This is a genomic window from Sphingomonas sp. (assembly GCF_035910975.1).
Lineage (GTDB): Bacteria > Pseudomonadota > Alphaproteobacteria > Sphingomonadales > Sphingomonadaceae > Sphingomonas.
This window is the reverse complement of record NZ_JAMHWM010000026.1, coordinates 128,512-154,777: the sequence shown is the minus strand read 5'-3', so window position 1 is coordinate 154,777 and position 26,266 is coordinate 128,512. Positions and strand designations below refer to the sequence as shown.

The following is a 26,266-nucleotide window of genomic DNA, read 5'->3' as shown; positions in this document are numbered from 1 at the left end:
GCCGGCTCCCCCGTGCTAGTCGTGAACGATGACCTATGCGCGCGATATGGCCCTGATCGCAACGCCTGTCGGCATGGTGCGGATCGAGGGCGACGAACACCGGATTCATCGAATCGCGATCGATGAGGCCCGGCAGACGCCGCGACGGGCCGAATTTCCGGCGGTGATCGCGGCGGCCGAGCAGCTGGAGGCATGGTTCGCCGGTGCGCTTCGCCGATTCGATATCGCGCTGGCGCCCGCCAGGACGGTGCGCGGCCAGGCGCTGCGCGACGGGCTGAGCGCGGTCGGTTACGGCACTACCGTCACCTATGGCGAGCTCGCGACATCGCTGGGATCGGCGCCGCGCGCGATCGGACAGCTGTGCGCCCGCAATCCCTTTCCCATCGTCGTGCCATGCCACCGTGTGCTGACGCGGGCCGGGGCGGACAATTATTCGGCCGGCGGCGGAATCGTCACCAAGCGCTGGCTGCTGGATCATGAAGCGAAACACGGAGGATTTGCATGACCGACGCGACCATTCCCACGATCGACGGCGACGGCAGCTTTGCCGCCTATGTCGCGCGACCCGCGGGCACGCCGCGCGCGGCAGTCGTCGTGATCCAGGAAGTGTTCGGCGTGAACCCCGGCATCCGCCGCAAGTGCGACCGACTGGCCGAGGACGGGTATCTGGCAGTGGCGCCCGACCTGTTCTGGCGGATCGAGCCGGGCATTCAGCTCGATCCCGACGTGCCGGAGGAGTTGCGGCACGGGCTCGACTTGTTCGGCAGGTTCGACCAGGACGCCGGCATCCGCGATATCGAAGCGACGATCCGCTGGGCGCGCAGCGACGTGGAGGGCGGCAAGGTCGGCTGCGTCGGCTACTGCCTGGGCGGGCGGCTGGCGTATATGACGGCGGCGCGCACCGATATCGACGCCAGCGTCGGCTATTATGCGGTCGGGATCGACGGGCTGCTTGAAGAAAAGCACGCCATTGCCCACCCGCTGCTGTTGCATATCGCCGGCGAGGACGGGTTCGTGCCGCCGGCGGTGCAGGCCGCAATGCACGCCGGGCTGGACGATCTCCCCAAGGTGACGCTGCTCGACTATCCCGGCCAGGATCACGGCTTCGCGACTGAACTGGGCGACCGGCGATCGCCAGAGGCTGCGGACAGCGCGGATGCGGCGACGAAGGCGTTCTTCGCCGAACATCTGGGGTAATAGCGGAAACCTGTCAGGCCCCGGATCGCGCCGGGGCCTGATCGGATCGGATCGACGGGCTACGCGATCAGCTGGAGCAGCCCGATCTCCTTGTCGGTGATCCCGGTGTAGATCATCGTGCCGGCGACGTAGAGGATGACCAGAAGGCCGATCCAGGCGATCCAGCGGTAACGCTCGATATACTTCGCGATGATGTTGGCGGCGATGCCCATCAGCGCGACCGCGAAGACCAGGCCGATCATCAGGATGCCCGGATGGTCGCGCGCCGCGCCCGCGACAGCGAGGACGTTGTCGAGGCTCATCGACACGTCGGCGACCGCGACCGCCCAGGCGGCGCCGGCAAAGCTCTTGGCGGGCTTCAGGCCGCTCGCCTCGTCGCCCTCGATCTCGGGCGAGCCGGGGCTGTGCGCGGCGGCGCTGTGGCCGAGTTCGCGGTACATCTTCCACGCGACCCACAGCAGCAGGACGCCGCCGGCGAAGACCAGGCCGATCACCTGCATCAACTGGGTCACCACCAGCGCGAACGCGATGCGCAGCACCAAAGCGGCGATGATGCCGATCAGGATCACCTTCTTGCGCTGGTCCGCCGGCAGGCCCGCCGCCAGCGCGCCGATGACGATCGCATTATCGCCAGCCAGCACGATATCGATCAGCAGGACCTGGCCGAACGCAAACCAGGCGGCGCCGTCGCCGCTGAACAGCGTCGCCATGTCATTGACTATGTGGGACCAAATATCGCTCATGCCCGCGTGCCTAGCGGGGTTTGCGGCGGGCGGGAAGCGGCCGCATACGTCCGATACAAAAAAGGCGTGGGCAAAGCCCACGCCGTCGGCCGGGCTATGCCCGCCGGCCGTGCCGGTGCGGCCTGAAATAGCATAGCTACTTCAAGCCGCACGCGTCATTGATTCATGCTGTCGAAGAAATCGTCGTTGGTCTTCGAGTTCTTCATCTTGTCGAGCAGGAACTCCATCGCGTCGACGGTGCCCATCTGCATGAGGATGCGGCGCAGCACCCACATCTTCGACAATTTGTCCTTCTCGACCAGCAGCTCTTCCTTGCGCGTGCCCGACTTGCCGACGTCGAGCGCAGGGAAGATGCGCTTGTCCGCGACCTTGCGGTCGAGCACGATCTCCGAGTTTCCGGTGCCCTTGAACTCCTCGAAGATCACCTCGTCCATGCGGCTGCCGGTATCGATCAACGCGGTGGCGATGATCGACAGCGAGCCGCCCTCCTCGATATTGCGTGCAGCACCGAAGAAGCGCTTGGGACGCTGGAGCGCGTTGGCATCGACGCCGCCGGTCAGCACCTTGCCCGACGACGGCACGACGGTGTTGTAGGCGCGGCCCAGGCGGGTGATCGAATCGAGCAGGATCACCACGTCCTTCTTGTGCTCGACCAGGCGCTTGGCCTTCTCGATCACCATTTCGGCGACCGCAACATGGCGGGTCGCCGGTTCGTCGAAGGTCGACGATACCACCTCGCCCTTCACGCTGCGCTGCATATCGGTGACTTCTTCCGGGCGCTCGTCGATCAACAGCACGATCAGGAACACTTCGGGATGGTTGTCAGTGATCGCCTTGGCGATGTTCTGCAGCATCACCGTCTTGCCGACGCGCGGGGGCGCGACAATCAGCGTGCGCTGGCCCTTGCCCTGCGGGCTGACGATGTCGATGACCCGCGCCGACTTGTCCTTCTGCGTCGGATCGAGCTGGTCGAGGACAAGCTTCGATTCCGGGTAGAGCGGCGTCAGATTGTCGAAATTGACGCGGTGGCGCACTGCTTCGGGATCGTCGAAATTGACCTTCGACAGCTTGACCAGCGCAAAATAGCGTTCGCCGTCCTTCGGCCCGCGGATCTCGCCTTCCACCGTATCGCCGGTGCGCAGGCCGAATTTGCGGACCTGGTTGGGCGATACGTAGATGTCGTCGGGACCGGCCAGATAATTGGCCTGGGCGCTGCGCAGGAAGCCGAACCCGTCCGACAGCACCTCGATCGTGCCCTCGCCCATGATCTGGTCGCCATTATCGGCCTGTACCTTCAGGATCGCGAACAGCAGGTCCTGCTTGCGCAGCGTCGATGCGCCTTCGACGCCCAGTTCCTCGGCCATGCTGACCAGGTCGGCGGGCGATTTCTTCTTGAGGTCTTTCAGATGCATTTCGGGCGTCCGGTTGAGGAGGCTTGGAGGATGTGCGGGCGCTTTGGATGTCGTGAGGAACCGACGGCGCGTAGCGAGATGGGGGTAAACGCGCCCGCTGCATGCGATGTCGCGTCCGATTGGCGCGTTAAGTTGCGGCCCGGCTCAAGTCAAGCGCGTCAGAACGGACGGACGACGGCGAGGACAACGATGAGGATCGCGGCAAGCGCGGGAACCTCGTTGATCGCGCGCAGCCGCTTCGCCGACAGCGTCGCGACGCCACGCGCGAGCCGGCGACCATAGCCAACTGCCCAGCCGTGATAGCCGGTAAGCAGGACGACCAGCAGCAGCTTGGCATGGAGCCAGCCGAGCCCCGGCACCGCATCGAACAGCCCGGCATTGGCGGCGAGCAGCAGACCCAGCACCCACACGACCGCCATCGCCGGGGTCAGGATGATGCGGCGCAGCTTCGCCTCGCGATCGATCCACCGCGCTTCCTCGGACCGGTCGCCCAGCCCCTCCTGATGATAGACCAGGTAGCGCGGCAACATGAACAGCCCCGCCATCCAGAAGATCACGAAGACGACATGCGCCGCCTTCACCCAGGGATAGGCGCCGCCGAGCAGGTTTATCATGTTCGCGACCTTACCCGATCGACCAGCCGCGTCACATGATCGATCGGCGTGAACTGGCCGATGCCGTGGCCGAGGTTGAAGACGTGCGGGCGATCCGCGAACGCGGCCAGGACACGGTCGATCCCCGCATCGAGCGCGGCCCCGCCGGCAAGCAGCGCCAGTGGGTCGAGATTGCCCTGCACCGGCAGGCCGGCGGGGAGCATCGCGTCGGCCCAGGCGGGTTCGATCGTCTCATCGAGGCCGACCGCATCGGGCCGCACGCCGGCGACATAATCGACCAGCTTGGCACCCGCCCCCTTGGGAAAGCCGATCACCGGCACATCCGGATGCAGCGTCTTGAGCCGCGCGACGAGAGCCGCGTTGGGCGCGATCACCCAGCGTTCGAACTGTGCCGGGCTGAGGCTGCCGGCCCAGCTGTCGAACAGCTGGACCGCCTCCACGCCCGCCTCGATCTGTCGCGACAGATAGGTGACGGTCAGATCGACGATCGCGTCGATGATCTCGGCAAAGGCGGTTTCATCGCGGTAGGCGAGACCGCGCGTCTCCGCATGATCCTTCGATCCCTGCCCTGCCACCATATAGGTCGCGACCGTCCAGGGCGAGCCGGCGAACCCCAGGAAGGTCGTCTCGGGGGGCAGCGCGGCAGCGACCCGCCGGACGGTGGCGTAGACCGGGTCAAGCCTTTCGGGAACGGCCTGTAGCGACGCCAGGGCATGATCGACCAGCCTGGGCGCCAGGCGCGGTCCTTCACCCGCCTCGAACCACAGATCCTGCCCCAACGCCCAGGGCACCATCAGGATATCGGAGAACAGTATCGCGCCGTCGAAACCGAAGCGGCGGATCGGCTGGAGCGTGATCTCGCACGCGGCCTCGGGATCGGTCGCGAGGTCGAGGAAACCGCCCTTCTCCGCCCTGAGCGCGCGATATTCGGGCAGATAGCGTCCGGCCTGGCGCATCAGCCAGATCGGCGGCACCGACGGCTTTTCCCCACGCAGCGTCGCGAGGAGTGGTTTCGAGGGTCGCGGATCGGTCACGGCGCATCCCAACTAGAAAAGAAGAAAATGAATCTATGGGTTGTTGAAAGTGGTTGGCGCGTGGGTAGCGGGGTTTCCGGCGGCGTCCAGACTCTGCCCACAGATTGACGATGGCGGCGGCGCGATTGCACGGCGATTCGATTCGTTCATTCCCGTAATCCACAGCCTGTGCAGGGAAACCGGAAATGTGATGTGCGTTGTGGACAGACGTGGATGGATCGACCGGAATCGCCTCGCTTGGCCGCATGGCCGAGTTACGCTAGCGCTCGCCCCCATGTTGTCCACAGATCGCTCCAGCACCGGCCGTTGATGCGCCTGCATCTCCATCTCCTCTCCGATTCCACTGGCGAGACGCTGGAGAATATCGCCAAGGCGGCACTGGCCCAGTTCGATGATGTCGATACCCGGCGGCATTTCTGGCCGATGGTCCGCAACGAGGCGCATCTCGAGCGAATCCTGCTCGAGATCGCGCAGCACCCCGGGCTGGTGCTGTTCACGCTGGTCAATCCGGCGATCCGCGCGATGCTGGAGGATCGCTGCCGTGCGATGGGTCTGCCGGCGGTGGCGCCGCTCGACGGCGTGAACGACGCGCTGTCGGCTATGCTGGGGCAGGAAGCGAAGGCGCGCCCGGGCCGGCAGCACACGCTGGACGCCGCCTATTTTGCGCGGGTCGAGGCGATCCAGTGGACGATCGCGCACGACGACGGCATCGCATCCGAGGACTGGGAACAGGCCGACATCGTGCTGGCCGGGGTCAGCCGGTCGTCGAAGACGCCGACATCGATCTACCTCGCCAATCGCGGGTACAAGACGGCGAACATCCCGATCGTGGTCGAAAGCCCGCCGCCGGCGATCCTCTACACGCTCAAAAATCCGCTGGTCGTCGGGTTGACCACCAGCGCCGACCGGCTGGTGCAGATCCGTCGCAACCGCCTGCTCTCGCTCAACCAGAAGGCCGAGACCGCCTATGTCGAGCAGGATGCGGTGACGCGTGAGGTAGCCTATGCCCGCCGCCTGTTCGCCGACAATGGCTGGCCGGTGATCGACGTGACACGCCGGTCGATCGAAGAGACCGCCGCGGCGGTGATCGCCCTGGTCAGCGACCGCAAGCTGCCGAAGGTGGAGACATGAGGCTGATCCTGGCGTCCGGCAGCGCATCGCGCCGGGCGATGCTCGAGGCGGCGGGCGTGCCATTCGCCGTCGAACGGCCGCATGTCGATGAGGATGCCGCCAAGGCCTCACTTTCCGCGGCGCAGACGCTGGCGCGCGACGTCGCCGACGCGCTCGCCGAACTGAAGGCGGTCAAGGTATCGGCGCGCGACCCGCAGGCACTGGTGCTCGGATCGGATTCGATCGTGGCGCTCGACGACGGGACCTTGCTGGACAAGCCGGCCAGCCGCGAGGAAGCGGAGGAACACCTGCGCCGCATGTCGGGCAAACGCCACCGGCTGCACAGCGCCGCGGTGATCGCCGAAGGCGGCCGCGCGGTGTGGCGCGAGGTCGATACCGCGACATTGTTCGTCCGGCCGTTGAGCGATGGTTTCATCCGATCCTATCTGGACGTCGAATGGCCGGCGATCTCGGGCTGCGTCGGCTGTTTCCGGATCGAGGGGCCGGGCGCGCAGTTGTTCGGCCGGATCGACGGCAGCCAGTTCACCGTTCTGGGCCTGCCGCTGCTGCCGGTGCTCGATTATCTGCGTGTCCGGGGAGTGCTGGAATCGTGACCCTGCCCTTTGCCGAGGTGATCGGCGATCCGATCGCGCAATCCAAATCGCCGTTGATCCACCGTTTCTGGCTCGATGCTCTGGGCATCGCCGGGGATTACGCCCGCGCGCACGTCACCGCCGGGGGGCTGGCGGACTATATTGCCCGCTCGCGCGACAAGCCTCTGTGGCGCGGGTGCAATGTGACGATCCCGCACAAGATCGCGATCATGGAGCTGGTCGACGATCCCGGTGATGTGCGCGGGTCGATCGGGGCGATGAACACCGTGCTGCGCCAGCCCGACGGGTCGTTGATCGGCACCAACACCGACGCGGGAGGGTTCGCCGCGCCGATCGCCGGGCTCGACCTGACCGGGCGGCATGTCGTGGTGGTCGGTGCCGGCGGCGCGGCGCGCGCGGTGCTGTTCGCGCTGGCGAAGCTGGGGGTCGGGCGGGTGACGGTGATGAACCGATCGCCGCTCAAGGCCGCCGGGCTGCTCGCGAAATTCGGACTGAAGGGCGATGTCGTGCCGCTGGGCGCGCCGCTGGCGTCCGACGCGGCGCTGGTCGTCAACACCAGCGCGCTCGGGATGGCGGGGCAGCCGCCGCTCGATATCGACCTGTCGCCGCTCGACGAGGACGCGGTAGTCTATGACATCGTCTACGCGCCGCTTGAGACGCCGCTGCTCGCGCAGGCGCGGGCGTGCGGGCTGGAAACGGTCGATGGGCTGGAAATGCTGGTCGGCCAGGCGGCGCTGGCCTTCGAACTGTTCTTCGGTGCCGAACCGCCGCGCGACCGCGACGACGAGCTTCGCGCCCTGCTGGTCGCATGACGATCATCCTAGGCCTGACCGGTTCGATCGGCATGGGCAAGTCGACCGTCGCGGCGATGTTTGCTGAAGCCGGGGTGCCGGTGTTCGACGCCGATGCCGCCGTCCACGAACTGCAAGGCCCGGCGGGCCGCATCGTCGCGGCGATCGAGGCGCGCTTTCCCGATACGACCGGACCGGGCGGGGTGAACCGCGCCGCGCTGGGCGAGGCGGTGTTCGGCGAACCCGCGGCGCTGAAGGCGCTGGAGGCGATCGTCCATCCGGCGGTTGCGGAGGAACGCGCGGCGTTCCTGGCTGTCCATGCCGATTCGGCGCTGGTCGTGCTCGACGTGCCGCTGCTGTTCGAAACCGGTGGCTGGCGGTCCGTCGATCGTATCGCGGTGGTGTCCGCCCCGGTCGAGGTTCAGCGCACGCGGGTGCTCGCACGGCCGGGGATGACCGAGGCGCGGTTCGTCGACATCCTCGCCAAGCAGCTGCCCGACGCGGAAAAACGGGCGCGCGCCGACTTCGTCATTCCGACCGGCGGTTCGCTGGACGCGACGCGCGCCGCCGTGGCCGAGGTGATCGCTTGCTTGCGAGGCCCGGCGGGAGGATAAGGGCGGTATGCGCGAAATCGTGTTCGATACGGAAACGACGGGGCTCAGCTTCGTCGGGGGCGACCGGCTGGTCGAGATCGGCTGCGTCGAGCTGGTCAATCGTGTCGAGACCGGGCGGACCTTCCACCGTTACGTCAACCCCGAACGTGACATGCCCGAGGAGGCGGAGCGCGTGCACGGGCTGTCGGCGCGCTTCCTGTCGGACAAGCCGCTGTTCGGCCATGTCGTCGAGGAACTGATCGAATTCCTGGGCGAGGCGCCGCTGGTGGCGCATAATGCCGGTTTCGACTTCTCTTTCCTCAACGGCGAGCTGGCGCGCGCGGGCCGCGTCGATATCTGCCGCAGCCGGATGGTCGATACGCTGATGCTGGCGCGGACCCGGCATCCGGGCGCCAAGCACACGCTCGACGCGCTGTGCGTGCGCTATGGCATCGACCGGTCGCACCGCATCGTCCACGGCGCGCTGCTGGACGCGCAGCTGCTGGCACAGGTCTATGTCGAGCTGACCGGCGGGCGGCAGATCGGGCTGGGGCTGGCCGTGGAGACGGTGGCCGAGACCCATGTCGCGGTAACGACCGTGCGCGGCGAGATCCGTCCGGCGCGCGCGCATGCGGCGTCGTCCGACGAGCTGGCCGCGCATGCAGAGTTCCTCAGGACCGTGAAGGAACCCCTGTGGGGGGCTACGGCGTTCGGTTGAAGAAAGAGGGGCGCGTGCCTAGGTGCGTTCCCCGCCCACAAGAGAAGGAGAAAAAGGCATGGATATCCGGGTATCGGGCCATCAGGTCGACACCGGCGAGGCGCTGAAGGCGCATGTCGAGGACCGGCTCCAGGGTATCGCCGACAAATATTTCTCCCGCGCCATTTCCGCCCAGGTGACGTTCGGCAAGGGACCGCACGACCATGGCTTCAGATGCGACATCGTCGCGCACGTGATGCAGGGGCTGGTGCTCAAGGGATCGCACTTCAACCCCGGCTCCGAGGCGCAGCTGGCCTTCGACGGTGCGGCCGACAAGATCGAGAAGCAGCTGCGCCGCTACATGCGACGGCTGAAGGACCGGAACGCGGGCCAGGCGGCGTCGTTCGCCGAGGCCAACGACTATGACAATGCCGGCTATACCGTGTTCAACGGCGCCGACGTCGATGCGGTCGAGGATGTGGCCGACGCCCCGCTGATCATCGCCGAGACGCGGGTCGATGTGCCCGACGCCAGCGTGTCCGACGCCGTGATGATGCTCGACCTGCGCAACACCACCGCGCTGCTGTTCAAGAACAGCGGCACCGGCAATTTCAACATGGTCTATCGCCGCGACGACGGGACGATCGGCTGGGTCGAGCCCAACCGGGCCGGTTGACGCGAACAGGCGGCGGCGCGGGCGACCGCGCCGTCCGCGAAGGGGGATCATGACCGACCTGAGCGACCTGCTCCAACTCGATGCGGTGCTGGCCGATGTCGCCGCGGCGAACAAGCGTGCGCTGTTCGCCGCGTTCGGCGCTACGGCGGCGGAGGTCTATGGCGTCGATGCGGCGGCCGTGTCCGCGGGCCTCGCCGCGCGCGAGAAGCTTGGCACGACGGGCTTCGGCGGCGGCATCGCCGTTCCGCACGCCCGGCTCGCAGGGCTGGAGGCGGTGTGCGGGGTGTTCGCGCGCCTCGATCGGCCGATCGATTTCGCCGCGGTGGACGAGCTGCCGGTCGATATGGCGTTCATGCTGCTCTCCCCGATCGATGCCGGCGCCGGGCATCTGAAGGCGCTGGCGCGGGTTTCGCGTCGGCTTCGCGACCGCGGATTCGCACAGAAGTTGCGCGGTGCGGGATCGCCTGACGCGCTTTATGCCCTGCTGACCACGGCCGAGGCGCGTGACGCCGCCTGACGCGCCGTCGGGGGCCGAGGCGCATTTCCGCAGCCTCGAATCGCTCTATGCGGCGGCGCCGATCAACGCGCGGTTCCCGTCGCGACTGACGATCCCCGCGCCAGGTCAGTCGCGGATCGCCTTCACGCTCGATGAAGGCCATTTCCACGCCGCCGGCGCCGTCCACGGCACCGCCTATTTCAAGATGCTCGACGATGCCGCCTTCTATGCCGCGAACAGCCTGGTGAGCGATCGGTTCCTGCTGACCACAGCGTTCAACCTGCTGTTCACCCGGCCGCTCGGCCCCGGCCCGGTGGTCGCGGAGGGACGATGGGTGAGCGGGCAGCGACGGGTGCTGATCGCCGAGGCGCGGCTGATCGATGCCGGGGGTGAAGAGGCCGCGCGCGGCACCGGCACGTTCATGCGATCGCGCATCGCGCTCGCGGGTTTGCCGGGATATCGCGCTTGAGCCGGCTGACGGCGGAGTTTCGGGTCAAGGCGCTGCTACGGCGCGTCCATGATGCCGGCGGTTCCGCGATGATCCTGGCGCGGGGCGATGCGATGTCGGGTGGTGTGCTGGTCCTGACGCTCGATCGCGGTGTCGATCCGGCGTTCTGGGAGCGCGGAATCGGTCCCGACGGCACGACCACACTGGTCCGCAGCGGGCCGGATACCGGCACACCGGCGGCGGCCGACGGCTATTGGCGCCGCCGCCGCGAACGTGATCCGGACCTGTGGGTGGTCGAACTGGATATCGCAGGGGCAGAACGGTTCGCCGCTGAAACGATTTCGGCGGATTGACACCGCTGCACTGCGGCAACAAGGGCAATCGCTCCTGGTTTCAGCGTTGTGCCGCGCGCGGGTGCGATACCGCCGGTGACGCAGTCGGGTGGTTTCTCGTGACGATCGACGTCGCGCGTTTTCGCGCGGCCGGCGATCGTTTCGCGTGCCAACCGCACAGTAACGAAGTTGAATGTCGTTCGTTTTTCGCGCCGCAACCCTCGCGGCGACAACTCTTTGTGCCGCCGCCCTGATCGGCACGACCCCCGGTATCGCGCAGGAGCTCGACCGGGCAAATCTCTCTACACTCAACGCCGTGACGCTGCCGCAGGTTCCGATCGCGGAAACCGCCGCCGAGGCTCGGACGACCGCCCAGCCGGCGGTTTTCCAGACCGTCCAGTCGCTGCCGGACGATTACGTCCCGGCCGACCAGATCGACGAAGCCGATGCTGATGCTGATGCCGATTTCGGCAGCCTGGCGCAGGCCGTCGCCGCGCAGGATCACGAGATTTCCGGCGAGGAACTCCGCTGTCTCGCCTCGGGCGTGTTCTTCGAATCGAACGGCGAGCCGCTCGCGGGCCAGCTCGCCGTCGCCCAGACGATCCTCAATCGCACGAAATCCGGGCGCTTCCCCAGGTCGATCTGCTCGGTGCTGACCCAGCGCGGCCAGTTCTCGTTTGTGCGCGGCGGTGTCGTGCCGAACGCCGAGGGCCGCAACGGCTGGAAGACTGCGGTCGCCGTCGCCAAGGTCGCGCATCGGGATCTGTGGGATGGCGGTGCCGCCGACGATGCGCTGTTCTTCCACGCGCGGCGCGTCTCGCCGGGCTGGCAGAAGACCCGCCTGGCCGCGATCGGCAACCACATCTTCTATCGCTGAGGCGCGCGGGGCTTCCCCGCGTTCCACCAATGTTCTATCGGGGGGCATGGCTTCGGTCGTGCCCCTTGATGCGTCCTGCGCGCCGCTGATCGCGGTCGATGTCGCGCGGGGCGTCTGCCGGATGCTGCTGCGTCACGATATCGTCGCGATCGCCGAGGTGCCGCTCGACGGCGGCCGTCGCGCCGACCTGATGGCGATCGGGCCGAAGGGCGAGCTGGTGATCGTCGAGATCAAGGTATCGCGGGCCGATCTGCTGGGCGATGCGAAATGGACCGATTATCTGCCGCATTGCGACCGTTTCTTCTGGGCGGTGCCGCAGGGCTTCGACGCCAGTCCGCTCGACGGCCCGGCCTTCCTGCCCGATCGGGCCGGGGTGATCGTCGCCGATCGCTATGACGCGGCGATCGTGCGCGAGGCGCAGGTGGTGGCGATGCCGGCTCCGGCGCGGCGCCGCTGCACCACGGCGCTGGCCCGGCGCGCGGCGCGGCGGGTGATCGGGCTGGTCGATCCGGAGGCGGACGGACTGGGCCTGCGGTAGCAGGAAGACGATTCGTCACGCCGTCGGCCGGAGTAGCGTTGTCTTCAGCGGCAGAGCCGCGCCTGTTACAGCTTCGGGCCGGACGCCGCGCGCGCGCCGACCTTCGGCGCGTCGGTCAGCAGCTTGGTGAGCTGGGGCGAGCGATTGTCCTGCCTGGCATAGTCACGCGCGTTCTTGCCGGCGACGCGATCGGTCTGGTCGGGATTGGCGCCTGCCTTGAGCAGCGCGTCGGCCAGGTCGAGGTTGCGCATCTGCACCGCGCGGATCAGCGGCGTCTCGCCCGAGGTGTTGGCGAGGTTCACATTGGCCTTGCGCGTCAGCAGCACGTCGACGCATTCGCGGCAATTGCCGTTCACCGCGATCACCAGTGGCGAATTGCCGCGCGCGTCCTGGCTGTTGATCGCCGCCCCGCGGCTGAGCAGGAAGCGGATGTAGGTGACGTCGCCGCGTCGCGTGACGATGTGCAGCGCGGTGTCGCCGCTGTCGGCCTCGCGCGTGTTGACGATCGACGAGCCGGGCTTGTCGAGCATTTCCGTCACCTTGTTGCCGTCGCCGTCCTTTACCGCCTTCAGGAACTCATAGCTGTCCGACATCCGCTGGGCCGGCGCGGCGGCGGGCAGCGCGGCGAGCAGGACGACGAGCGCGGAAGCGAACGGACGGAACATGGCGATCGTACCTCTGGGTGTGATTGGCTTGCGTGCGTTCGCCTATCAGATCATGGCTGGCCGCGCCATGAACACACGCCTCATCTCCGCCGCTGTCGCCGCTCTGCTGCTCTCCGCCTGCGGCACCCAGCCCGGCCCCCGCCAGGACCCGCCCCTCGCCGGCGCGCGGATCGGCGGACCGTTCGCGCTGACCGACCAGAACGGCAAGGCCGTCACGGATCGCGACTTCGCCGGCAAGTACCGGATCGTCTATTTCGGCTACACCTATTGCCCCGACGTCTGCCCGGTCGACGTGCAGGTGATCGGCGCCGGGCTGAAGGCGTTCGAGGCGCAGGACAAGGCGCGCGCCGACAGGGTCGTGCCGATGTTCGTGACGATCGATCCCGAGCGCGACACGCCGCCTGTCGTCAAGGAATTCGTCGCCAATTTCCATCCCCGCATGGTCGGGCTGACCGGCGGCGTCGACGCGATCAAGGCCGCGGCCAAGGCTTACGGCATCTATTTCGCCAAGCGCGCGCCGACCGCCGAGGGTGGCTATCTGGTCGATCACTCGCGCCAGGTCTATCTGATGGACCCGGAAGGCAAGCCGATGGCGCTGCTGCCGGCGGAAAAGGGCCCGCAGGAGCTGGCCGCCGAACTCGCGAAATGGGTCCAGTGACGACGGGCGACCGATTCTGGGAGACGACGCCGCTCGCGAAGCTCGACCGCGCGCAGTGGGAGGCGCTGTGCGACGGGTGCGGCAAATGCTGCCTGCACAAGCTGGAGGACGAGGAGACCGGCGAGCTGATGCCGACCAACGTCGCCTGTCGCCTGCTCGACCGGCGGATGGGGCGGTGTTCGGACTATAAGCATCGTCACGCCTATGTCTCGGAATGCGTTCGGCTGACACCGCGGCTGGTGGAGGAGCTCGACTGGCTGCCGACGACCTGCGCCTATCGGCTGCGCGGCGAGGGCAGGCCACTCCCCGACTGGCATTATCTGGTGAGCGGTGATCCCGGCGCGGTTCACGCCGCCGGCGAATCGACACGCGGCTGGACGGTGAGCGAGGATGACGCCGGCGATCTGGAACATCATCTGGTAGAGCGCGACTTGTGACCGCCGGGGCCGGCGACATCGACGTGGTGCGCCATGCGCGCGCCCGGCGAATGAAGCTGGCGTTCGATCCGGCGAGCGGACGGGTGCGGCTGGTGCTGCCGCGCCGCGCGAGCCTCGACGCCGGGCTCGCCTGGGCGGCGGAGCATCGGCCGTGGATCGAGGCGCAGAAGGCGAAACTGCCAGCCGCGCGGCCGTTCGAGCCGGGCGCGGCGATTCCCGTGGCCGGCGAGGAGGTGACCCTGGTCTGGCGCGAGGCCGCGCCGCGCCTGCCGCGCCGCGAGGGCAAGGCGCTGGTTTCCGGGGGGCCGCGCGACGGATTCGAGACGCGGATCGCGCGCTGGCTGCGGCGTGAGGCAGCGCGGCTGCTGGCCACCGAGACGCAGGAATATGCGGCGAAGGCCGGAGTCGCTGTGGAGCGGGTGGGGGTCGCCGACACCAGCTCGCGGTGGGGCAGCTGCTCGGCATCGGGGGCGATCCGCTACAGCTGGCGGCTGATCCTGGCGCCCGTCGCGGTGCGCCGCGCGACCGTCGCGCACGAGGTGGCGCACCGCATCCACATGAACCATTCGCCGGCGTTCCACGCGCTGGTCGCCGAAATCTATGAGGGCGATCCGACGCCCGCGCGCCGCTGGCTCAAGGCCAACGGCGCGTCGCTTCACTGGTTCGGACGCGCCGGTTCCTGATCGCGGGGCTGAGCGACGGGCGGCCGCGCGGGCACATCGCGAACCGGGCCCGAGCCGGCGGGCGGCCTAACCGGCGCCGATTCCGGGCGCGGCGTGGGACGACCGGTGATGCGATCGATCAGATCATCGAGCGTCGGCGCGGGCTCGGCCGGCGGACGTTCGTCATCGACGGCGGGGTCGTTGGGCGCGGCGGGGGTCAGTGGATTGCCGTCCGCATCGACCATCATGGCGTTGTCGGGTTCGCCGAAATAGGTCTCGTCATCGGGTTCGAGCTGCCAATCGGGCAGGGTCACCTGGGTGTCGAACTGCTCGACCGGGCGCTTGGCGACAGCCTTGCCCATGAAGTTGGCAAAGGCGCGCGCGGGCGCGGTGCCGCCTTGCAGCCCAGGGATCGGCTTCGCATCGTCGCGGCCCATCCACACGCCGGTGGTGAGCCCGCTGGAGAAGCCGAGGAACCAGCCGTCCTTGTTCGAACTGGTCGTGCCGGTCTTGCCGGCGACCGGCCGCCCGATCTGGGCGGCGCGCGCGGTGCCGGTGTTGACCGCGGTCTGCAACAGGTCGGTCATCTGCGCGGCGACATAAGGAGCGACCAGCACGCGGCTGGTATCCACCTGATGCTGGTAGATCACCTGGTTGTTCGCCGTCACGCGGGTGATGCCGTAAGGGGTCACCGCCACGCCTTTCTGCGAGATGCTGGCGAAGGCGCGGGTCATGTCGATCAGGCGGACGTCGGACGTGCCGAGCACCATCGACGGCTGGGTGTTGACCGGGGTGGTGATGCCGAAGCGGCGCGCCATGTCGGCGACCGCGCCGAAGCCGACCTCCAGCCCCAGCTTGGCGGCGATCGTGTTGATCGAATAGGCGAAGGCGGTGCGCAGATCGATCGCGCCCGAATAGCGACGCGAGGAATTGCGCGGGCTCCAGCCCTGGATGGTGACGGGTTCGTCGACGACCTGGTCGTCGGGCTTGTGCCCCGCTTCCAGCGCGGTGAGATAGACGAACAGCTTGAATGCCGATCCCGGCTGGCGCGTCGCCTGGGTCGCGCGGTTGTAGATCGAGTTGACGTAATCCTTGCCGCCGACCATCGCGCGCACCTCGCCACCGCGATCGAGCGCGACGAGCGCGCCCTGCGCGCCGCCGGGGGTGTTGGCGCGCACCGCCTGGTCGGCGGCGCGCTGCATGTCGAGGTCGAGCGTCGTCCACACCTCCAGCGGCTGGACCGTCTCGTCGATCAGCATCTCAAGCTGCGGCAAGGCCCAGTCGGTGAAGTAGCGGACGCTGTTCTGCATCGGCTCGGGCGCGAGCTTGACCGCCTTGATATCGGCTTCCTCGACCGCATCGGCGCCCGCCACCCCCTGTTGCCGCATCAGCCGCAGCACCACGCGCCCGCGATCGATCGCGGCATCGGCGTCGGCGGTGGGCGAATAGTTGCTCGGCGCCTTCACCAGCCCGGCGATGATCGCCGATTCGGACAGGCTGAGCGTGGCGGCGGGGTGGCCGAAGAACTTCCGGCTGGCGGCGTCGATGCCGTAAGCGCCGCCGCCGAAATAGGCCTTGTTGAGGTAGAGTTCGAGAAGCTGGTCCTTGCTGAACTTGCGTTCGAGCGCGAGCGCCAGAATGCCTTCGCGCAGCTTGCGGATGTAGGAGCGGTTCGATGTCAGGAACACGTTGCGCGCGAGCTGCTGGGTGATCGTCGACACGCCGGCGACGCGGCGATCGCGCTGGAAGCTGACCTGGATACCGCGCGCGATGCCGACCGGATCGACGCCCCAGTGGCTGCGGAAGCGCCGGTCCTCCACCGCGATCATCGCGTCACGCATCGGTTGCGGAATCTGCGAATAGGGTATCCATTCTCCATAGCTCGGCCCCAGCGACACGATCACCGTGCCGTCGGCAGCATGGACGCGGATCATCTGGCCGTTGGGCGAGGATTTCAGTTCATCGAAGCTGGGGAGCGAGGCGCGCGCGGTATAGACCGCGATGACCAGCGCGAGCAGGCCGAGCACGGCCCCCGCGACGCCCAGACCCACCGTCCATTTCAGGATGCGGCGCCAGCGCGACGGCGGTTTGGCGGAGCGGGATCGGGAGCGTTGGGCCATCGCGTAGCCCAAGCGATTACGCGGTTAGCGATAGCTGAACAAGGGGCTGGGGATCACGCCTCGCGCGGGCGGAAATCCAGGCTGACCGAATTGATGCAGTAGCGCAGGCCGGCGGGCGGCGGGCCGTCCGGGAAGACATGGCCCTGGTGCCCGTCGCATTTCGCGCAGCGGACCTCGACGCGGGTCATGCCGTGGCTGGTGTCGCCGTGTTCGGTCACCGCCTCCGCCGCGATTGGCCTAGTGAAGCTGGGCCAGCCGGAGCCCGAATCGAACTTGTCGTCCGAATCGAACAGCGGGTTGGCGCAGCCGGCGCAGCGATAGATGCCGTCGGCCTTGTTGCCATCGTACCTGCCGGCGAAGGCGCGTTCGGTGCCCGCTTCGCGCAACACATGATATTGCTCGGGCGACAGCCGGCGGCGCCATTCTGCTTCGGACAGGTTGAGATGATCCATGGCCGTCCGATGTGTGCCCGTCACGCGCCGCCGTCAACGCCCGATTGGTTGATCCGGGTTAGGTGGGCGGCGGCCCGCACCAGCCATGGCGCGCGCGAAAGCCTGACGATCGCCCGCGCGCCGGATGGACGCCGGGCGATCGCGGCGATCGCGCCGGCGATTGCGAGCGGGCGCGCCGCGTGATGCGCGAGCCGGGTCTGGAACAGCCGGGCATCGATCCCCCGGGCGACGGCGCGCGCCGCCATCTTGCCGCTTACCAGCGCGATGCCCATCCCCTCGCCGGCCAGCGACGGGATGACGGCCGCCTGATCCCCCAGCCGGTACAGGGCAGGCACTGTCGATGTCGCGCGCCAGCCGTAAGGGACGTTGGCGATTGCATCGATGCCCGCGCCCGGCTCCAGCCCGTCGAGGCGGGTCGCGAGGGCCGGGTTCTCGCGGGCGAGCGCAGCGAGCAGCGCGGGCGGATCGCCCGCCATTTGCAGGCGCGACCGTGCGACCGCGAGGCACAGGTTGGCGCGACCGTCCTCCTGCACGACCAGCCCGGCATAGCCACGGTCGAACAGGTGCAGCTCGATCGCGTCGCCGATCGCCGGCGTGGGCTTCAGCCGGGCCCGCAGGCCGATCATCGGATCGTTGGTATCGCGGGCATCGCGCGCCGCGCCGCGCAGTTCATGCTTGCCGGTGGCGAGCAGGATCGTGTCGCCGGTCACCTCGCCGCCGTCGGCCAGCCGGGCGGTGCCGCCGTCCAGCGTCCGGACAGCGACGCCGCGCTCTACGCTGGCCCCCACTTCCCCGGCGCGCGCGAGCAGCAGGGCATCGAGCCGGCGGCGTGACACCGCCCGCGCCGGTCCGGGCAGCGCTGCCTCGGCGACATGATCGCCGGCGAACAGCCGCAGCCGTAGCGTGGCGCGGGGGTTGAGCATGTCGGCCGGGAGCCCGAGGCGTTCGAGTGCTGCGAGCGTCCGCCAGCTCAGGAAGCCGCCGCACAGGGCATCGCCCGGCTCGCGCGTACGTTCCAGGATCGTCGCGGCGATGCCCATTTCGGCCAGCGCGATCGCCGCCGCCGAGCCCGCCGGGCCGCCGCCCAGTATCAATGGCGGCATCAGCGCAGCCGTTCGACGCACAGGCGGAAGGGGAAGACGCGGTACGCCCGCGCGTGGGCGACGCCGGCCTCGGTCAGGATCGGCGGCCATTCGGCGGGGCGATAGGATCGCGCGATCGACAACGTGCCGTCATGGCGCACGATTTCGTGCCAGCCGAACAGCCGGGCGAGGATCGGGAACCCGCGATGCGCGAAGCCGTGGCGGTGCAGATCGTTGACCAGCCATCCGCGCGCCGCCTCACCTTCCATGAAGCGCAGGAAGGCGATCAGCTGGTCGTGGCTCATGTGATGCGCGACCAGGCTGGAGACGATGACGTCCCACCCTTCCCCGGCGAGTGCGGCATAGTCGCCGGTGCGATAGTCGATCGCCATGTCGGCCGGGGTATGCGCTCGGGCGGTGGGCGCGCTGTTCGGATTGAGATCGATCCCGACCAGTTCGGCGGCGATCCCCCGCTTCGCGGCCCAGCGCGCGATCCGGCGCAGCATGTCGCCGTCGCCGAAGCCGACATCGAGCAGGCGGAAGCTGGTCGAGTGCCCCACCGCGCGGTCGAGGAAGGCGAGCGTCGGCCGTGCCGCCATCGTCACGACGTTGACCTCCGCCAGATCGCGCAGCACAGCGGCCAGCGTTTCCGCGGGCAGGTCTTCCGCATCCATCCGCTCCTCGTCCTGGGCGCGGACGGCGAGGGTCATGCCGAATGGAAGCCGAAGCCCTCGGCGGCGAGGCCGGGGCCGAAAGCGAGCGCGACGCCGCGCTCGACCGGGCGGCCAAGCAGGCGCGCGAGGACGAACATCAGCGTCGCCGACGACATGTTGCCGTGATCGGCGAGCACCCCGCGCGAGGCGTCGAGCGCGTCGCCTGGCAGGTGCAGCGCGGCCTCCACCGCGTCGAGGATCGAGCGTCCGCCGGCATGGACCGCCCAGCCGTCGATCATGGCGACGTCATGGCCGCCGGTCGCGGCGTGCGCGAAATCGGGGTCCGCGAGGCCTGCGGCGATGCGTGCCGGCACTTCGCCCGACAGGTGCATCGCAAAGCCCCGGTCGGTGATGTCCCATCGGATCAGGTCGCCGCTGTCGGGCAGCGTGGTGGCGAAGGGCGCGTCGATCGCGAAACCCAGCGGATCGGCGCTGACGATCGCGGCGGCGGCGCCGTCGCCGAACTGGAGCATCGCCAGCAGCGGTTCGATCTCGCGATCGGGCTGCAGGTGGAGCGTCGACAGCTCGACCGTGACGACCAGCACGCGCGCATCGGGCTGCGATCGGACGATATGGCGTGCGCTGCGCAGCGCGGCCACCGCGGCGTAACAGCCCATGAACCCGATCAGCAGCCGTTCGACCGAGGGCTTGAGCCCAAGCCGCTGGGCGATGCGCTGGTCGATGCCCGGCGCGACAAAGCCGGTGCAGCTGGCGACGATAAGGTGGGTGACCTCACCAAGTGGAACTCGCTTGGTCAACGCGGCGATGGCGCTAAGCGCAAGCACGGGGGCGAACGAGGCGTAGAGCGCCATGCGGTCCGCCGTGCCGGGCATCGGATCGCTGGCGTAGAAGCCGCCGGGGGCGACCGGCGATCCACCCTCCCGGGTAGGCGGCAGCGCCGACCAGCGGTGCGCGATGCCAGACCGTGCCGCCATGCGATCGAACACGCGCGCCTGGCGCGGATCGCGGATCCGCTCGCGCGCCCAGTCGATGAAGGCGTGGTGGATGTCGTGTTCGGGAACCGCCGTCCCGATCGCGTTGAGCCAGGCGGTGGTGGTGCGCGTGGGCGTCAGTCCTTCCACGCCCAGTACAGCTGGGCGGGCGGAATGTTCCACCATTCCATGCCGTGATCGATCCGCTCGAAATGCGGGCTCAGGAAATCGCGTACCTTGGGGCTGAACTGATAGACCAGGAAGGCGCCGCCCGGGCGGATCACCTTGTGCGTTTCCGCCGCGATCTGGGCACCGACGCCTGGCGGCAGGGTGGAGAATGGGAGGCCCGACAGCACGAAGTCAGCCTGTTCATGGCCGTGCTGGGCGACGATCGCGCCGACGTCCGCCGCCGAGCCATGGACCGCCGAAAACCGCGAATCGCGGATGCCGTCGGACAGATAGTCGACGAAATCCGGGTTGGTATCGATCGCGATCAGCTGCGCATCCGGCGCCATGCGTTCGAGGATATGGCCGCAGAAGGTGCCGACGCCGGGGCCATATTCCACGAAGACCTTGCAGTTCGCCCAATCAACCTGGCCGAGCATCCGGTCGATCAGCTTGTCCGATGACGGGATCACCGATCCCACCATCACCGGGTGCTTCAGGAACCCCTTGAAGAACATGCCCCAGGGGGAGGGCCGGCCGGCGTGGCGCTTGCGCGGGCGCGCCGCGGTGGTGGCCGATGAATTCATGAGGATCCCTGTTCCGAACAACCCATTGGAAGGCGAAGGTGCGTCGCAAGTTTGCGGGCAAGTTGCAAGCGTCTCCGCGCCGGAGCGAAGCGCACGTCGCCACGAAAGGTTGCGAACCGGCGGGCGAACGCCCAAGGGTCGGGGCCGATGGCCGCCCCCAAGCTTCGCCCCGATCGCACCTTCACGCTGATGTTCGCGGTGATGCTGACGGTCGCGGTCGGCAACACCGCGCTGCAATCGGTGCTGCCGGCGCTGGGGCGGACGCTGGGGGTCACCGACAGCGTCGTCGCGGCCGTCTTCTCGGTCTCCGCCTTGATGTGGGTGGTCGCGGCGCCCTTCTGGGCCAATCGTTCCGATCGGCATGGCCGGCGGGCGATGATACTGCTGGGCATGGCGGGCTTTTGCGCGGCGCAGCTGCTGGTCGGCATGTTCCTGCTGGCGGGAATCAACGGCTGGATCTCTGGCACCGCGACCTTCGTGCTGCTGGTGGGCGGGCGGATGCTTTACGGCATGTTCGGATCGGCCGCGCCCCCGGCGGTGCAGGCGATCGTCGCGGGACGGACGACGCGCGCGCAGCGGACGCGCGCGCTGGCGCTGCTCGCGTCCGCCTTCGGCCTCGGCACGATCCTGGGCCCGGCGATCGCGCCCTATCTGGTGCTGGGCCATGTCGGTGCGATCGAGATCGGGCTTGCCGGGCCGGCGTTCTTCGCGCTGGTGCTGGGCGGGGTGGTGGGAATCGCCGTCGCGCGGATGCTGCCGCACAGCGCGGGCGAGCTTCCCGCCCATGGCGCGGCTTCGGCCTATCCGTCGATCGGCGGCCAGCCGACCGGCGCCAGCGTCACGGCGGCGACCGGCGAGCGTGGCGAGCGCGTCGGCTTCTTCGATCACCGCATCCGCGTATGGGTGATCGTCGGGCTGGTGATGGGGCATGCCCAGGCGATGACCGGCCAGGCGATCGGCTTCCTGGTGATCGACCGGCTCGGCCTGCCGCCGATGGAGGCGCTGGCGCCGACCGGGCTGGTGCTGATGATGGGCGCTGGCGCCGCGCTGCTGGTGCAATGGGGGCTGATCCCGTTGCTCGACCTGACCCCGCCGACGCTGGTGCGTGTCGGGCTGGTGATCGCCGCGATCGGATGCGCGGCGCTGGCGCTGGCGACCTCGCTCTACGGCATCGCCACCGCCTATGCCCTGTCGGCGATGGGCTTCGGCTTCGTCCGTCCGGGCTACACCGCCGGCGCGTCGCTGGCGGTCGGGGCGGCGGCGCAAAGCTCGGTCGCCGGCAAGATCACCTCGGTCAACGGTGCCTCGTTCGTGCTCGGCCCGTCGATCGGCGTCGGGCTGTACGAACTGTCGCGGCCGCTGCCCTACCTGACGGCGGCGGCCGCGCTTGTCGTGCTGATCGGCTATGCGGTGCTTACTCTGCGCCCTTCGGCCCACGGCCCTTCAGCTGGCCCGGAGTGACGAAGCCGATCGGCTGGATCGACACCGCATCGCGCTTCAGCTTGTCGGACATGGCGCGATATTCCTCCTCCATCTCCGGCGTGACGGAGGCGCGGGATTCGTCCAGTGCCTTCTCGAAATCGGCCATCGTGACATTGGGGGCGGACAGCGCGCGGCGCAGCGCGATCAGGCCGGCGCGGCGCACGATGTCCTCCAGGTCCGCGCCGGTGAAATGATCGGTCCGCGCGGCAACGACGCCCAGATCGACGTCGTCGGCCAGCGGCATCTTCTGCGTCTGGATGCGCAGGATGCGCTCGCGCCCCGCCGTGTCGGGGACGCCGACATAGATCAGCTCGTCGAAGCGGCCGGGGCGCAGCAGCGCGGGATCGATCAGGTTCGGGCGGTTGGTCGCGCCGATCAGCACGACCGACTGGAGCTCCTCCAGCCCGTCCATCTCGGCCAGGATCGTGTTGACCACGCGTTCGGTGACCTGCGGCTCGCCGAGGCCACCGCCGCGCGCCGGCACCAGCGAATCGAGTTCGTCGATAAACACGATGCACGGTGCGACCTGGCGTGCGCGGGCAAACAGCCGGGCGATCTGCTGCTCGCTCTCGCCATACCATTTGCTGAGCAGGTCGGACGATTTGGCGGCGATGAAATTCGCCTCGGCCTCGCGCGCGACCGCCTTGGCGAGCAGCGTCTTGCCGGTGCCGGGCGGGCCGTAGAGCAGGAAGCCCTTGGCCGGACGGATACCCAGCCGGCGGAAGGCGTCCGGGTCCTTCAGCGGCAGCTCGACGCCCTCCTTCAGCTTCTCCTGCGCGTCGTCGAGACCGCCGACGTCGCTCCAGCGCACGGTCGGCGCCTGCACCATCACCTCGCGCATCGCGGACGGCTGGACGCGCTTCAGGGCGTCGATGAAATCCTCGCGGGTCACCGACAGCGTATCGAGCACCTCGGCCGGGATCGAGCGGTCCTCGAGATTGAGCTTCGGCATGATCCGCCGCACCGCCTCGATCGCCGCCTCGCGAACCAGCGCGGCCATGTCGGCGCCGACGAAGCCGTGAGTGGTGCGCGCGAGCTCGTCGAGGTCGACTCCTTCGCCCAGCGGCATGCCGCGGGTGTGGATGCCCAGGATCTCGCGACGCCCGCGCTGGTCCGGCACGCCGATCACGATCTCGCGGTCGAAGCGGCCGGGCCGCCGCAGCGCCTCGTCGATCGCCTCGGGCCGGTTGGTCGCGGCGATGATGACGATGTTGGCGCGCGCTTCCAGCCCGTCCATCACCGTCAGCAACTGCGCGACCAGACGCTTCTCCGCCTCGCCCTGCACGCGGTCACGCTTGGGGGCGATCGAATCGATCTCGTCGATGAACACGATCGACGGCGCGCTCTGCGACGCTTCCTCGAACACCTCGCGCAGGCGTTTCTCCGACTCGCCATAGGCGGACCCCATGATCTCGGGGCCGTTGATGAGGAAGAAATTGGCGTCCGATTCGTTGGCGACCGCGCGAGCGAGGCGCGTCTTGCCGGTGCCGGGCGGGCCGTGGAGCAGCACGCCCTTGGGCGGATCGACGCCCAGCCGCTGGAACAGTTCGGGATAGCGCAGCGGCAGTTCGACCATCTCGCGCAACTGGTCGATCGTCGCGGCCATGCCGCCCAGATCATCATAGGTCACGTCGGCGCGGCGCGATTCCTTTGGCTCCTCGTAATCGGCACGCAGCTCGATCTCGGTATCCTCGTCGATATGGACGATGCCCTTCGGGGTGGTCGTCACCACCGCCATGCGGATTTCCTGCAGGGCGTAAGCAGGCGCGTTGAGCATCTGCGCGACGTTGGGCGGCAGATCGCCCCCGGCGACGCGCTGCTGGCCGACGGTCGCCACCGTGTCGCCGGCGCACAGCGGGCGTCCGATGAAGCTGCGTTTCAGAGCGCCGGGCTGGCCCTGAAGGCGGACATTCTTGGCTGCCGGCGCAAAGACGACGCGGGTCGCGGGCTTCGATTCGGCGCGGCGCACTTCGGCGAAGTCGCCTGAACCGACGCCGGCGTTGGCGCGCTGGAGCCCGTCGATGCGCAGGATTTCCAGCCCCTCGTCCTCGGCATAGGGAAAGACGGCGCGCGCCGGGGTGGACCGCTTGCCGACGATCTCGATCACGTCGCCCTGGCCGATGCCCAGCGCCGCCATCAGCGCGCGGGGCAGATGGGCGATGCCGCGACCCGAATCCTCCGGCCGTGAGTTGGCGACCTGAAGCTTCCTGCTGGTCGGCGTCTCGTCGTCGGCCATCGGGCCCTCCCTTTTTCCACTCGCGAAATCCGCAAGCGTGCGAGATAGGGAGCCGGCTCCGGATGTGCGAGAGGCGAAAAAAAGGCCGATCCCGAAGGACCGGCCGGAAAAGTTTTAGGAGAGGATGCCTGAAAGGCCTGCTCTATGTGCGGTGCAGCGCGTTATTGTGCAAGTGCGAAATAAATCGAGTGAGTTGCAATTATTGCAACCATGGGACCGGTTTCAGTTGCAGCTTTGACAAGTCAGCGTCGCACGATGCACTATGCTGCACATGCGCAGGCTGCCGCCCCTCACCGCGATCGAGGCGTTCGTTCAGGTCGCACGGCTCGGGTCGATCAAGGCCGCGGCCGAGGAACTCGCCCTGTCCTCGCCCGCACTCAGCCGCCGCGTCCAGGCGCTGGAACGGTTCATCGGCAAGCCTTTGTTCGAGCGTCGCCACCAGGCGCTGAAGCTCAACGCCGACGGCGAACGGCTGCTGGCGGGAATCGCCCCGGCGCTCGACGCGATGTCCGATACGGTCGAGGCGATGACCAGCGGGGTCGAACTGCTGCGGCTGCGGCTGGGCGTGCTGCCGCTGTTCGCGACCCAGCGGCTGCTGCCGCGGATGGGCGAGCTCAAGCGGCGCCATCCCGAATTGCACCTTGACGTCGACACCGGCGGGCACGGCACCACCCGGCTCGGGGACGGGCTCGACGCGGCGATCGTGCTCGCCCGAGAGGTTGATCCGACCCTCTATGCCCGGCGACTCGACCGCAATCGGGTCTATGCGATCGGCGCGCGCGCGCTGATCGAGGGGGACAATCCGGTCACGCGGCCCGAACAGATGACCGGTCTGACCGCGTTGTTGCACCGCGACATGCCGGAGACGTTCCTCCAGTGGCGCAAGGCCGCTGGTCACCCCGATCTGGAGCCGCTGGCGATCGACCATTTCGATTCGGGATCGCTGATGCTGGAAGCCGCCGCGCAGGGGCTGGGCGTCGCGTTCATGCTCGAATCGCACTTCGAGGCGGCGCATGACGATCGCATCGTCCACCTCTTCGACGTCGCCACCGAGAGCGACTATAGCTATTGGTTCGCCTGTCGCCCGCGCGCGCTCCAGACTCGCCCGGTGCGGCTGTTCCACGACTGGCTGGTCGAAACGCTCGTAGCGGACTAGCGGCGCCGGGGGCGGATCGGCGGAGCTGATCCGGGTTCACCCGGTGCTGATATCGACAGTAGGTAAACGGGGAAGGCCCGGCGTGGCAAAGCCACGCCGTCGGTCGTCACTGACGTGACGCCGTCCGGGGCGGTGGCCGAGACAGCGCTTAGCGGACGCTAAGCGCTTGCCACCGCCCGCGCCTGCACGATCTTCCCCGGCTTCGCCGGCGGCTCGCCCTTGGGCAGCGCATCGACCGCGTCCATGCCCGACGTCACCTCGCCCCAGACGGTGTACTGGCCGTCGAGGAAGGTCGCATCGTCGAGGCAGATGAAGAACTGCGAGTTGGCGGTGTTCGGGTCCATCGTGCGCGCCATCGAGCAGACGCCGCGAACGTGCGGCTGGCGGCTGAACTCCGCCTTCAGGTCGGGCAGCTTCGATCCGCCGGTGCCGCGGCCCGTCGGGTCGCCGCCCTGCGCCATGAAGCCGTCGATCACGCGGTGGAACACGACGCCGTCGTAGAAGCCGTCATTGGCCAGCTCGACGATCCGCGCGACATGGCCGGGGGCCAGATCGGGTCGCAGCTTGATGACGACCTCGCCGGTATCGAGCGTCATCGTCAGCGTTTCGGGAAGGGTGTCGGACACGCGGGCTTGCTCCAGATTTGTCGGATAACTCGGCGGGTGCCCTAGCGGTGGGCGCGTGGCGTTGCAAATCATGCAGCGGGCGGCGCGCGTAAGGCGGGAGGGCGTGGGTCGCGTCAACACC

31 protein-coding genes are annotated in these 26,266 nt (G+C 68.4%); 18 read left to right on the top strand and 13 right to left on the bottom strand.

Going from position 1 to position 26,266, the window contains the following annotated elements; translation table 11 throughout:
• The first annotated feature begins 46 nt into the window (after positions 1-46).
• Both VYI76_RS05270 and VYI76_RS05265 read left to right on the top strand, forming a co-directional pair.
• Positions 47-505, top strand: coding sequence for a methylated-DNA--[protein]-cysteine S-methyltransferase (locus tag VYI76_RS05270; protein WP_326523716.1), 459 nt, complete (start codon positions 47-49; stop codon positions 503-505).
• A complete protein-coding gene (locus VYI76_RS05265; protein WP_326523715.1) occupies positions 502-1,197 on the top strand; it encodes a dienelactone hydrolase family protein in 696 nt (231 codons plus the stop codon). The genes VYI76_RS05270 and VYI76_RS05265 overlap by 4 nt, the downstream gene beginning before the upstream one ends.
• Positions 1,198-1,256: 59 nt before the next feature.
• Here the strand turns inward: VYI76_RS05265 and VYI76_RS05260 are convergent, their stop codons facing one another.
• The 4 genes from VYI76_RS05260 to hemE all read right to left on the bottom strand — a co-directional run bounded on the left by VYI76_RS05260 (position 1,257) and on the right by hemE (position 5,000).
• Positions 1,257-1,940: a YjbE family putative metal transport protein gene (locus VYI76_RS05260; RefSeq protein WP_326523714.1), complete on the bottom strand. Its 684-nt coding sequence runs from the start codon at positions 1,938-1,940 to the stop codon at positions 1,257-1,259.
• A 155-nt stretch (positions 1,941-2,095) separates the two neighbouring features.
• Positions 2,096-3,352, bottom strand: a complete 1,257-nt coding sequence (rho, locus tag VYI76_RS05255) for a transcription termination factor Rho (protein WP_326523713.1) — start codon at positions 3,350-3,352, stop codon at positions 2,096-2,098.
• A gap of 158 nt (positions 3,353-3,510) precedes the next feature.
• Positions 3,511-3,966 (bottom strand): CopD family protein, encoded by a 456-nt coding sequence (locus VYI76_RS05250; RefSeq protein ID WP_326523712.1) that lies wholly within the window; start codon positions 3,964-3,966, stop codon positions 3,511-3,513.
• Positions 3,963-5,000, bottom strand: a complete 1,038-nt coding sequence (gene hemE, locus VYI76_RS05245; RefSeq protein ID WP_326523711.1) for a uroporphyrinogen decarboxylase — start codon at positions 4,998-5,000, stop codon at positions 3,963-3,965. Before hemE ends, VYI76_RS05250 begins: the two co-directional genes overlap by 4 nt.
• A gap of 309 nt (positions 5,001-5,309) precedes the next feature.
• Between hemE and VYI76_RS05240 the strand changes: the two genes are divergently transcribed.
• The 11 genes from VYI76_RS05240 (at position 5,310) to VYI76_RS05190 (ending at position 12,172) form a co-directional block, all read left to right on the top strand.
• A complete protein-coding gene (locus tag VYI76_RS05240) occupies positions 5,310-6,131 on the top strand; it encodes a pyruvate, water dikinase regulatory protein (protein ID WP_443018902.1) in 822 nt (273 codons plus the stop codon).
• Positions 6,128-6,724, top strand: a complete 597-nt coding sequence (locus VYI76_RS05235; protein WP_326523709.1) for a Maf family protein — start codon at positions 6,128-6,130, stop codon at positions 6,722-6,724. Before VYI76_RS05240 ends, VYI76_RS05235 begins: the two co-directional genes overlap by 4 nt.
• A gap of 2 nt (positions 6,725-6,726) precedes the next feature.
• On the top strand, positions 6,727-7,536 hold the full coding sequence (gene aroE / locus VYI76_RS05230; protein ID WP_326523892.1) for a shikimate dehydrogenase: 810 nt from the start codon (positions 6,727-6,729) through the stop codon (positions 7,534-7,536).
• Positions 7,533-8,129: a dephospho-CoA kinase gene (gene coaE / locus VYI76_RS05225; RefSeq protein ID WP_326523708.1), complete on the top strand. Its 597-nt coding sequence runs from the start codon at positions 7,533-7,535 to the stop codon at positions 8,127-8,129. Before aroE ends, coaE begins: the two co-directional genes overlap by 4 nt.
• A gap of 7 nt (positions 8,130-8,136) precedes the next feature.
• Positions 8,137-8,826: a DNA polymerase III subunit epsilon gene (gene dnaQ / locus VYI76_RS05220; RefSeq protein ID WP_326523707.1), complete on the top strand. Its 690-nt coding sequence runs from the start codon at positions 8,137-8,139 to the stop codon at positions 8,824-8,826.
• Positions 8,827-8,884: 58 nt separating this feature from the next.
• Positions 8,885-9,481, top strand: coding sequence for a ribosome hibernation-promoting factor, HPF/YfiA family (hpf, locus tag VYI76_RS05215; protein ID WP_326523706.1), 597 nt, complete (start codon positions 8,885-8,887; stop codon positions 9,479-9,481).
• Positions 9,482-9,530: 49 nt separating this feature from the next.
• Positions 9,531-9,998 (top strand): PTS sugar transporter subunit IIA, encoded by a 468-nt coding sequence (locus tag VYI76_RS05210; protein WP_326523705.1) that lies wholly within the window; start codon positions 9,531-9,533, stop codon positions 9,996-9,998.
• Positions 9,985-10,446: a PaaI family thioesterase gene (locus VYI76_RS05205; RefSeq protein ID WP_326523704.1), complete on the top strand. Its 462-nt coding sequence runs from the start codon at positions 9,985-9,987 to the stop codon at positions 10,444-10,446. The genes VYI76_RS05210 and VYI76_RS05205 overlap by 14 nt, the downstream gene beginning before the upstream one ends.
• Complete coding sequence (locus VYI76_RS05200; protein WP_326523703.1) at positions 10,443-10,778, top strand: DUF1491 family protein; 336 nt, start codon at positions 10,443-10,445, stop codon at positions 10,776-10,778. The genes VYI76_RS05205 and VYI76_RS05200 overlap by 4 nt, the downstream gene beginning before the upstream one ends.
• 172 nt (positions 10,779-10,950) lie before the next feature.
• Complete coding sequence (locus VYI76_RS05195) at positions 10,951-11,634, top strand: cell wall hydrolase (protein ID WP_326523702.1); 684 nt, start codon at positions 10,951-10,953, stop codon at positions 11,632-11,634.
• A 46-nt stretch (positions 11,635-11,680) separates the two neighbouring features.
• Complete coding sequence (locus VYI76_RS05190; RefSeq protein WP_326523701.1) at positions 11,681-12,172, top strand: MmcB family DNA repair protein; 492 nt, start codon at positions 11,681-11,683, stop codon at positions 12,170-12,172.
• A gap of 65 nt (positions 12,173-12,237) precedes the next feature.
• On the opposite strand, the gene VYI76_RS05185 is transcribed toward VYI76_RS05190, so the two are convergent.
• Positions 12,238-12,837, bottom strand: a complete 600-nt coding sequence (locus tag VYI76_RS05185) for an ankyrin repeat domain-containing protein (protein ID WP_326523700.1) — start codon at positions 12,835-12,837, stop codon at positions 12,238-12,240.
• A gap of 52 nt (positions 12,838-12,889) precedes the next feature.
• Between VYI76_RS05185 and VYI76_RS05180 the strand changes: the two genes are divergently transcribed.
• From VYI76_RS05180 to VYI76_RS05170, 3 genes are read left to right on the top strand one after another with little or no spacing between them, the layout of a single operon-like run.
• Positions 12,890-13,495 (top strand): SCO family protein, encoded by a 606-nt coding sequence (locus VYI76_RS05180; RefSeq protein ID WP_443018908.1) that lies wholly within the window; start codon positions 12,890-12,892, stop codon positions 13,493-13,495.
• Entirely contained in the window at positions 13,483-13,932 is a 450-nt protein-coding gene (locus VYI76_RS05175; RefSeq protein ID WP_326523698.1) for a YcgN family cysteine cluster protein, read from the top strand. The genes VYI76_RS05180 and VYI76_RS05175 overlap by 13 nt, the downstream gene beginning before the upstream one ends.
• Before the next feature lie 50 nt (positions 13,933-13,982).
• Entirely contained in the window at positions 13,983-14,615 is a 633-nt protein-coding gene (locus VYI76_RS05170; RefSeq protein WP_326523891.1) for a M48 family metallopeptidase, read from the top strand.
• Here VYI76_RS05170 and VYI76_RS05165 read toward each other — a convergent pair.
• Genes VYI76_RS05165 through VYI76_RS05140 form a run of 6 tightly spaced genes read right to left on the bottom strand, consistent with a single transcriptional unit; the run spans position 14,588 to position 20,645 of the window.
• Entirely contained in the window at positions 14,588-16,714 is a 2,127-nt protein-coding gene (locus VYI76_RS05165) for a transglycosylase domain-containing protein (RefSeq protein WP_326523697.1), read from the bottom strand. The genes VYI76_RS05170 and VYI76_RS05165 overlap by 28 nt on opposite strands.
• A 53-nt stretch (positions 16,715-16,767) precedes the next feature.
• Positions 16,768-17,166, bottom strand: a complete 399-nt coding sequence (gene msrB, locus VYI76_RS05160) for a peptide-methionine (R)-S-oxide reductase MsrB (protein ID WP_326523696.1) — start codon at positions 17,164-17,166, stop codon at positions 16,768-16,770.
• 20 nt (positions 17,167-17,186) lie between these two features.
• A complete protein-coding gene (locus tag VYI76_RS05155) occupies positions 17,187-18,269 on the bottom strand; it encodes an NAD(P)/FAD-dependent oxidoreductase (RefSeq protein ID WP_326523695.1) in 1,083 nt (360 codons plus the stop codon).
• A complete protein-coding gene (locus tag VYI76_RS05150; RefSeq protein WP_326523694.1) occupies positions 18,269-18,958 on the bottom strand; it encodes a methyltransferase domain-containing protein in 690 nt (229 codons plus the stop codon). Before VYI76_RS05150 ends, VYI76_RS05155 begins: the two co-directional genes overlap by 1 nt.
• Positions 18,955-20,043, bottom strand: coding sequence for a type III polyketide synthase (locus VYI76_RS05145; protein ID WP_443018901.1), 1,089 nt, complete (start codon positions 20,041-20,043; stop codon positions 18,955-18,957). Before VYI76_RS05145 ends, VYI76_RS05150 begins: the two co-directional genes overlap by 4 nt.
• Positions 20,031-20,645 (bottom strand): class I SAM-dependent methyltransferase, encoded by a 615-nt coding sequence (locus tag VYI76_RS05140; RefSeq protein ID WP_326523693.1) that lies wholly within the window; start codon positions 20,643-20,645, stop codon positions 20,031-20,033. The genes VYI76_RS05145 and VYI76_RS05140 overlap by 13 nt, the downstream gene beginning before the upstream one ends.
• 147 nt (positions 20,646-20,792) lie before the next feature.
• On the opposite strand from VYI76_RS05140, the gene VYI76_RS05135 reads away from it, so the two are divergent.
• Complete coding sequence (locus VYI76_RS05135) at positions 20,793-22,106, top strand: MFS transporter (RefSeq protein ID WP_326523692.1); 1,314 nt, start codon at positions 20,793-20,795, stop codon at positions 22,104-22,106.
• Here VYI76_RS05135 and VYI76_RS05130 read toward each other — a convergent pair.
• Entirely contained in the window at positions 22,060-24,363 is a 2,304-nt protein-coding gene (locus VYI76_RS05130) for a CDC48 family AAA ATPase (protein ID WP_326523691.1), read from the bottom strand. The genes VYI76_RS05135 and VYI76_RS05130 overlap by 47 nt on opposite strands.
• A gap of 271 nt (positions 24,364-24,634) precedes the next feature.
• On the opposite strand from VYI76_RS05130, the gene VYI76_RS05125 reads away from it, so the two are divergent.
• Entirely contained in the window at positions 24,635-25,519 is an 885-nt protein-coding gene (locus VYI76_RS05125; protein WP_326523690.1) for a LysR substrate-binding domain-containing protein, read from the top strand.
• A gap of 158 nt (positions 25,520-25,677) precedes the next feature.
• Here the strand turns inward: VYI76_RS05125 and VYI76_RS05120 are convergent, their stop codons facing one another.
• Positions 25,678-26,115 carry a peptidylprolyl isomerase gene (locus VYI76_RS05120; protein WP_326523889.1) on the bottom strand — a complete coding sequence of 146 codons (438 nt, stop codon included), beginning with the start codon at positions 26,113-26,115 and terminating at the stop codon, positions 25,678-25,680.
• Positions 26,116-26,266 lie beyond the last annotated feature (151 nt).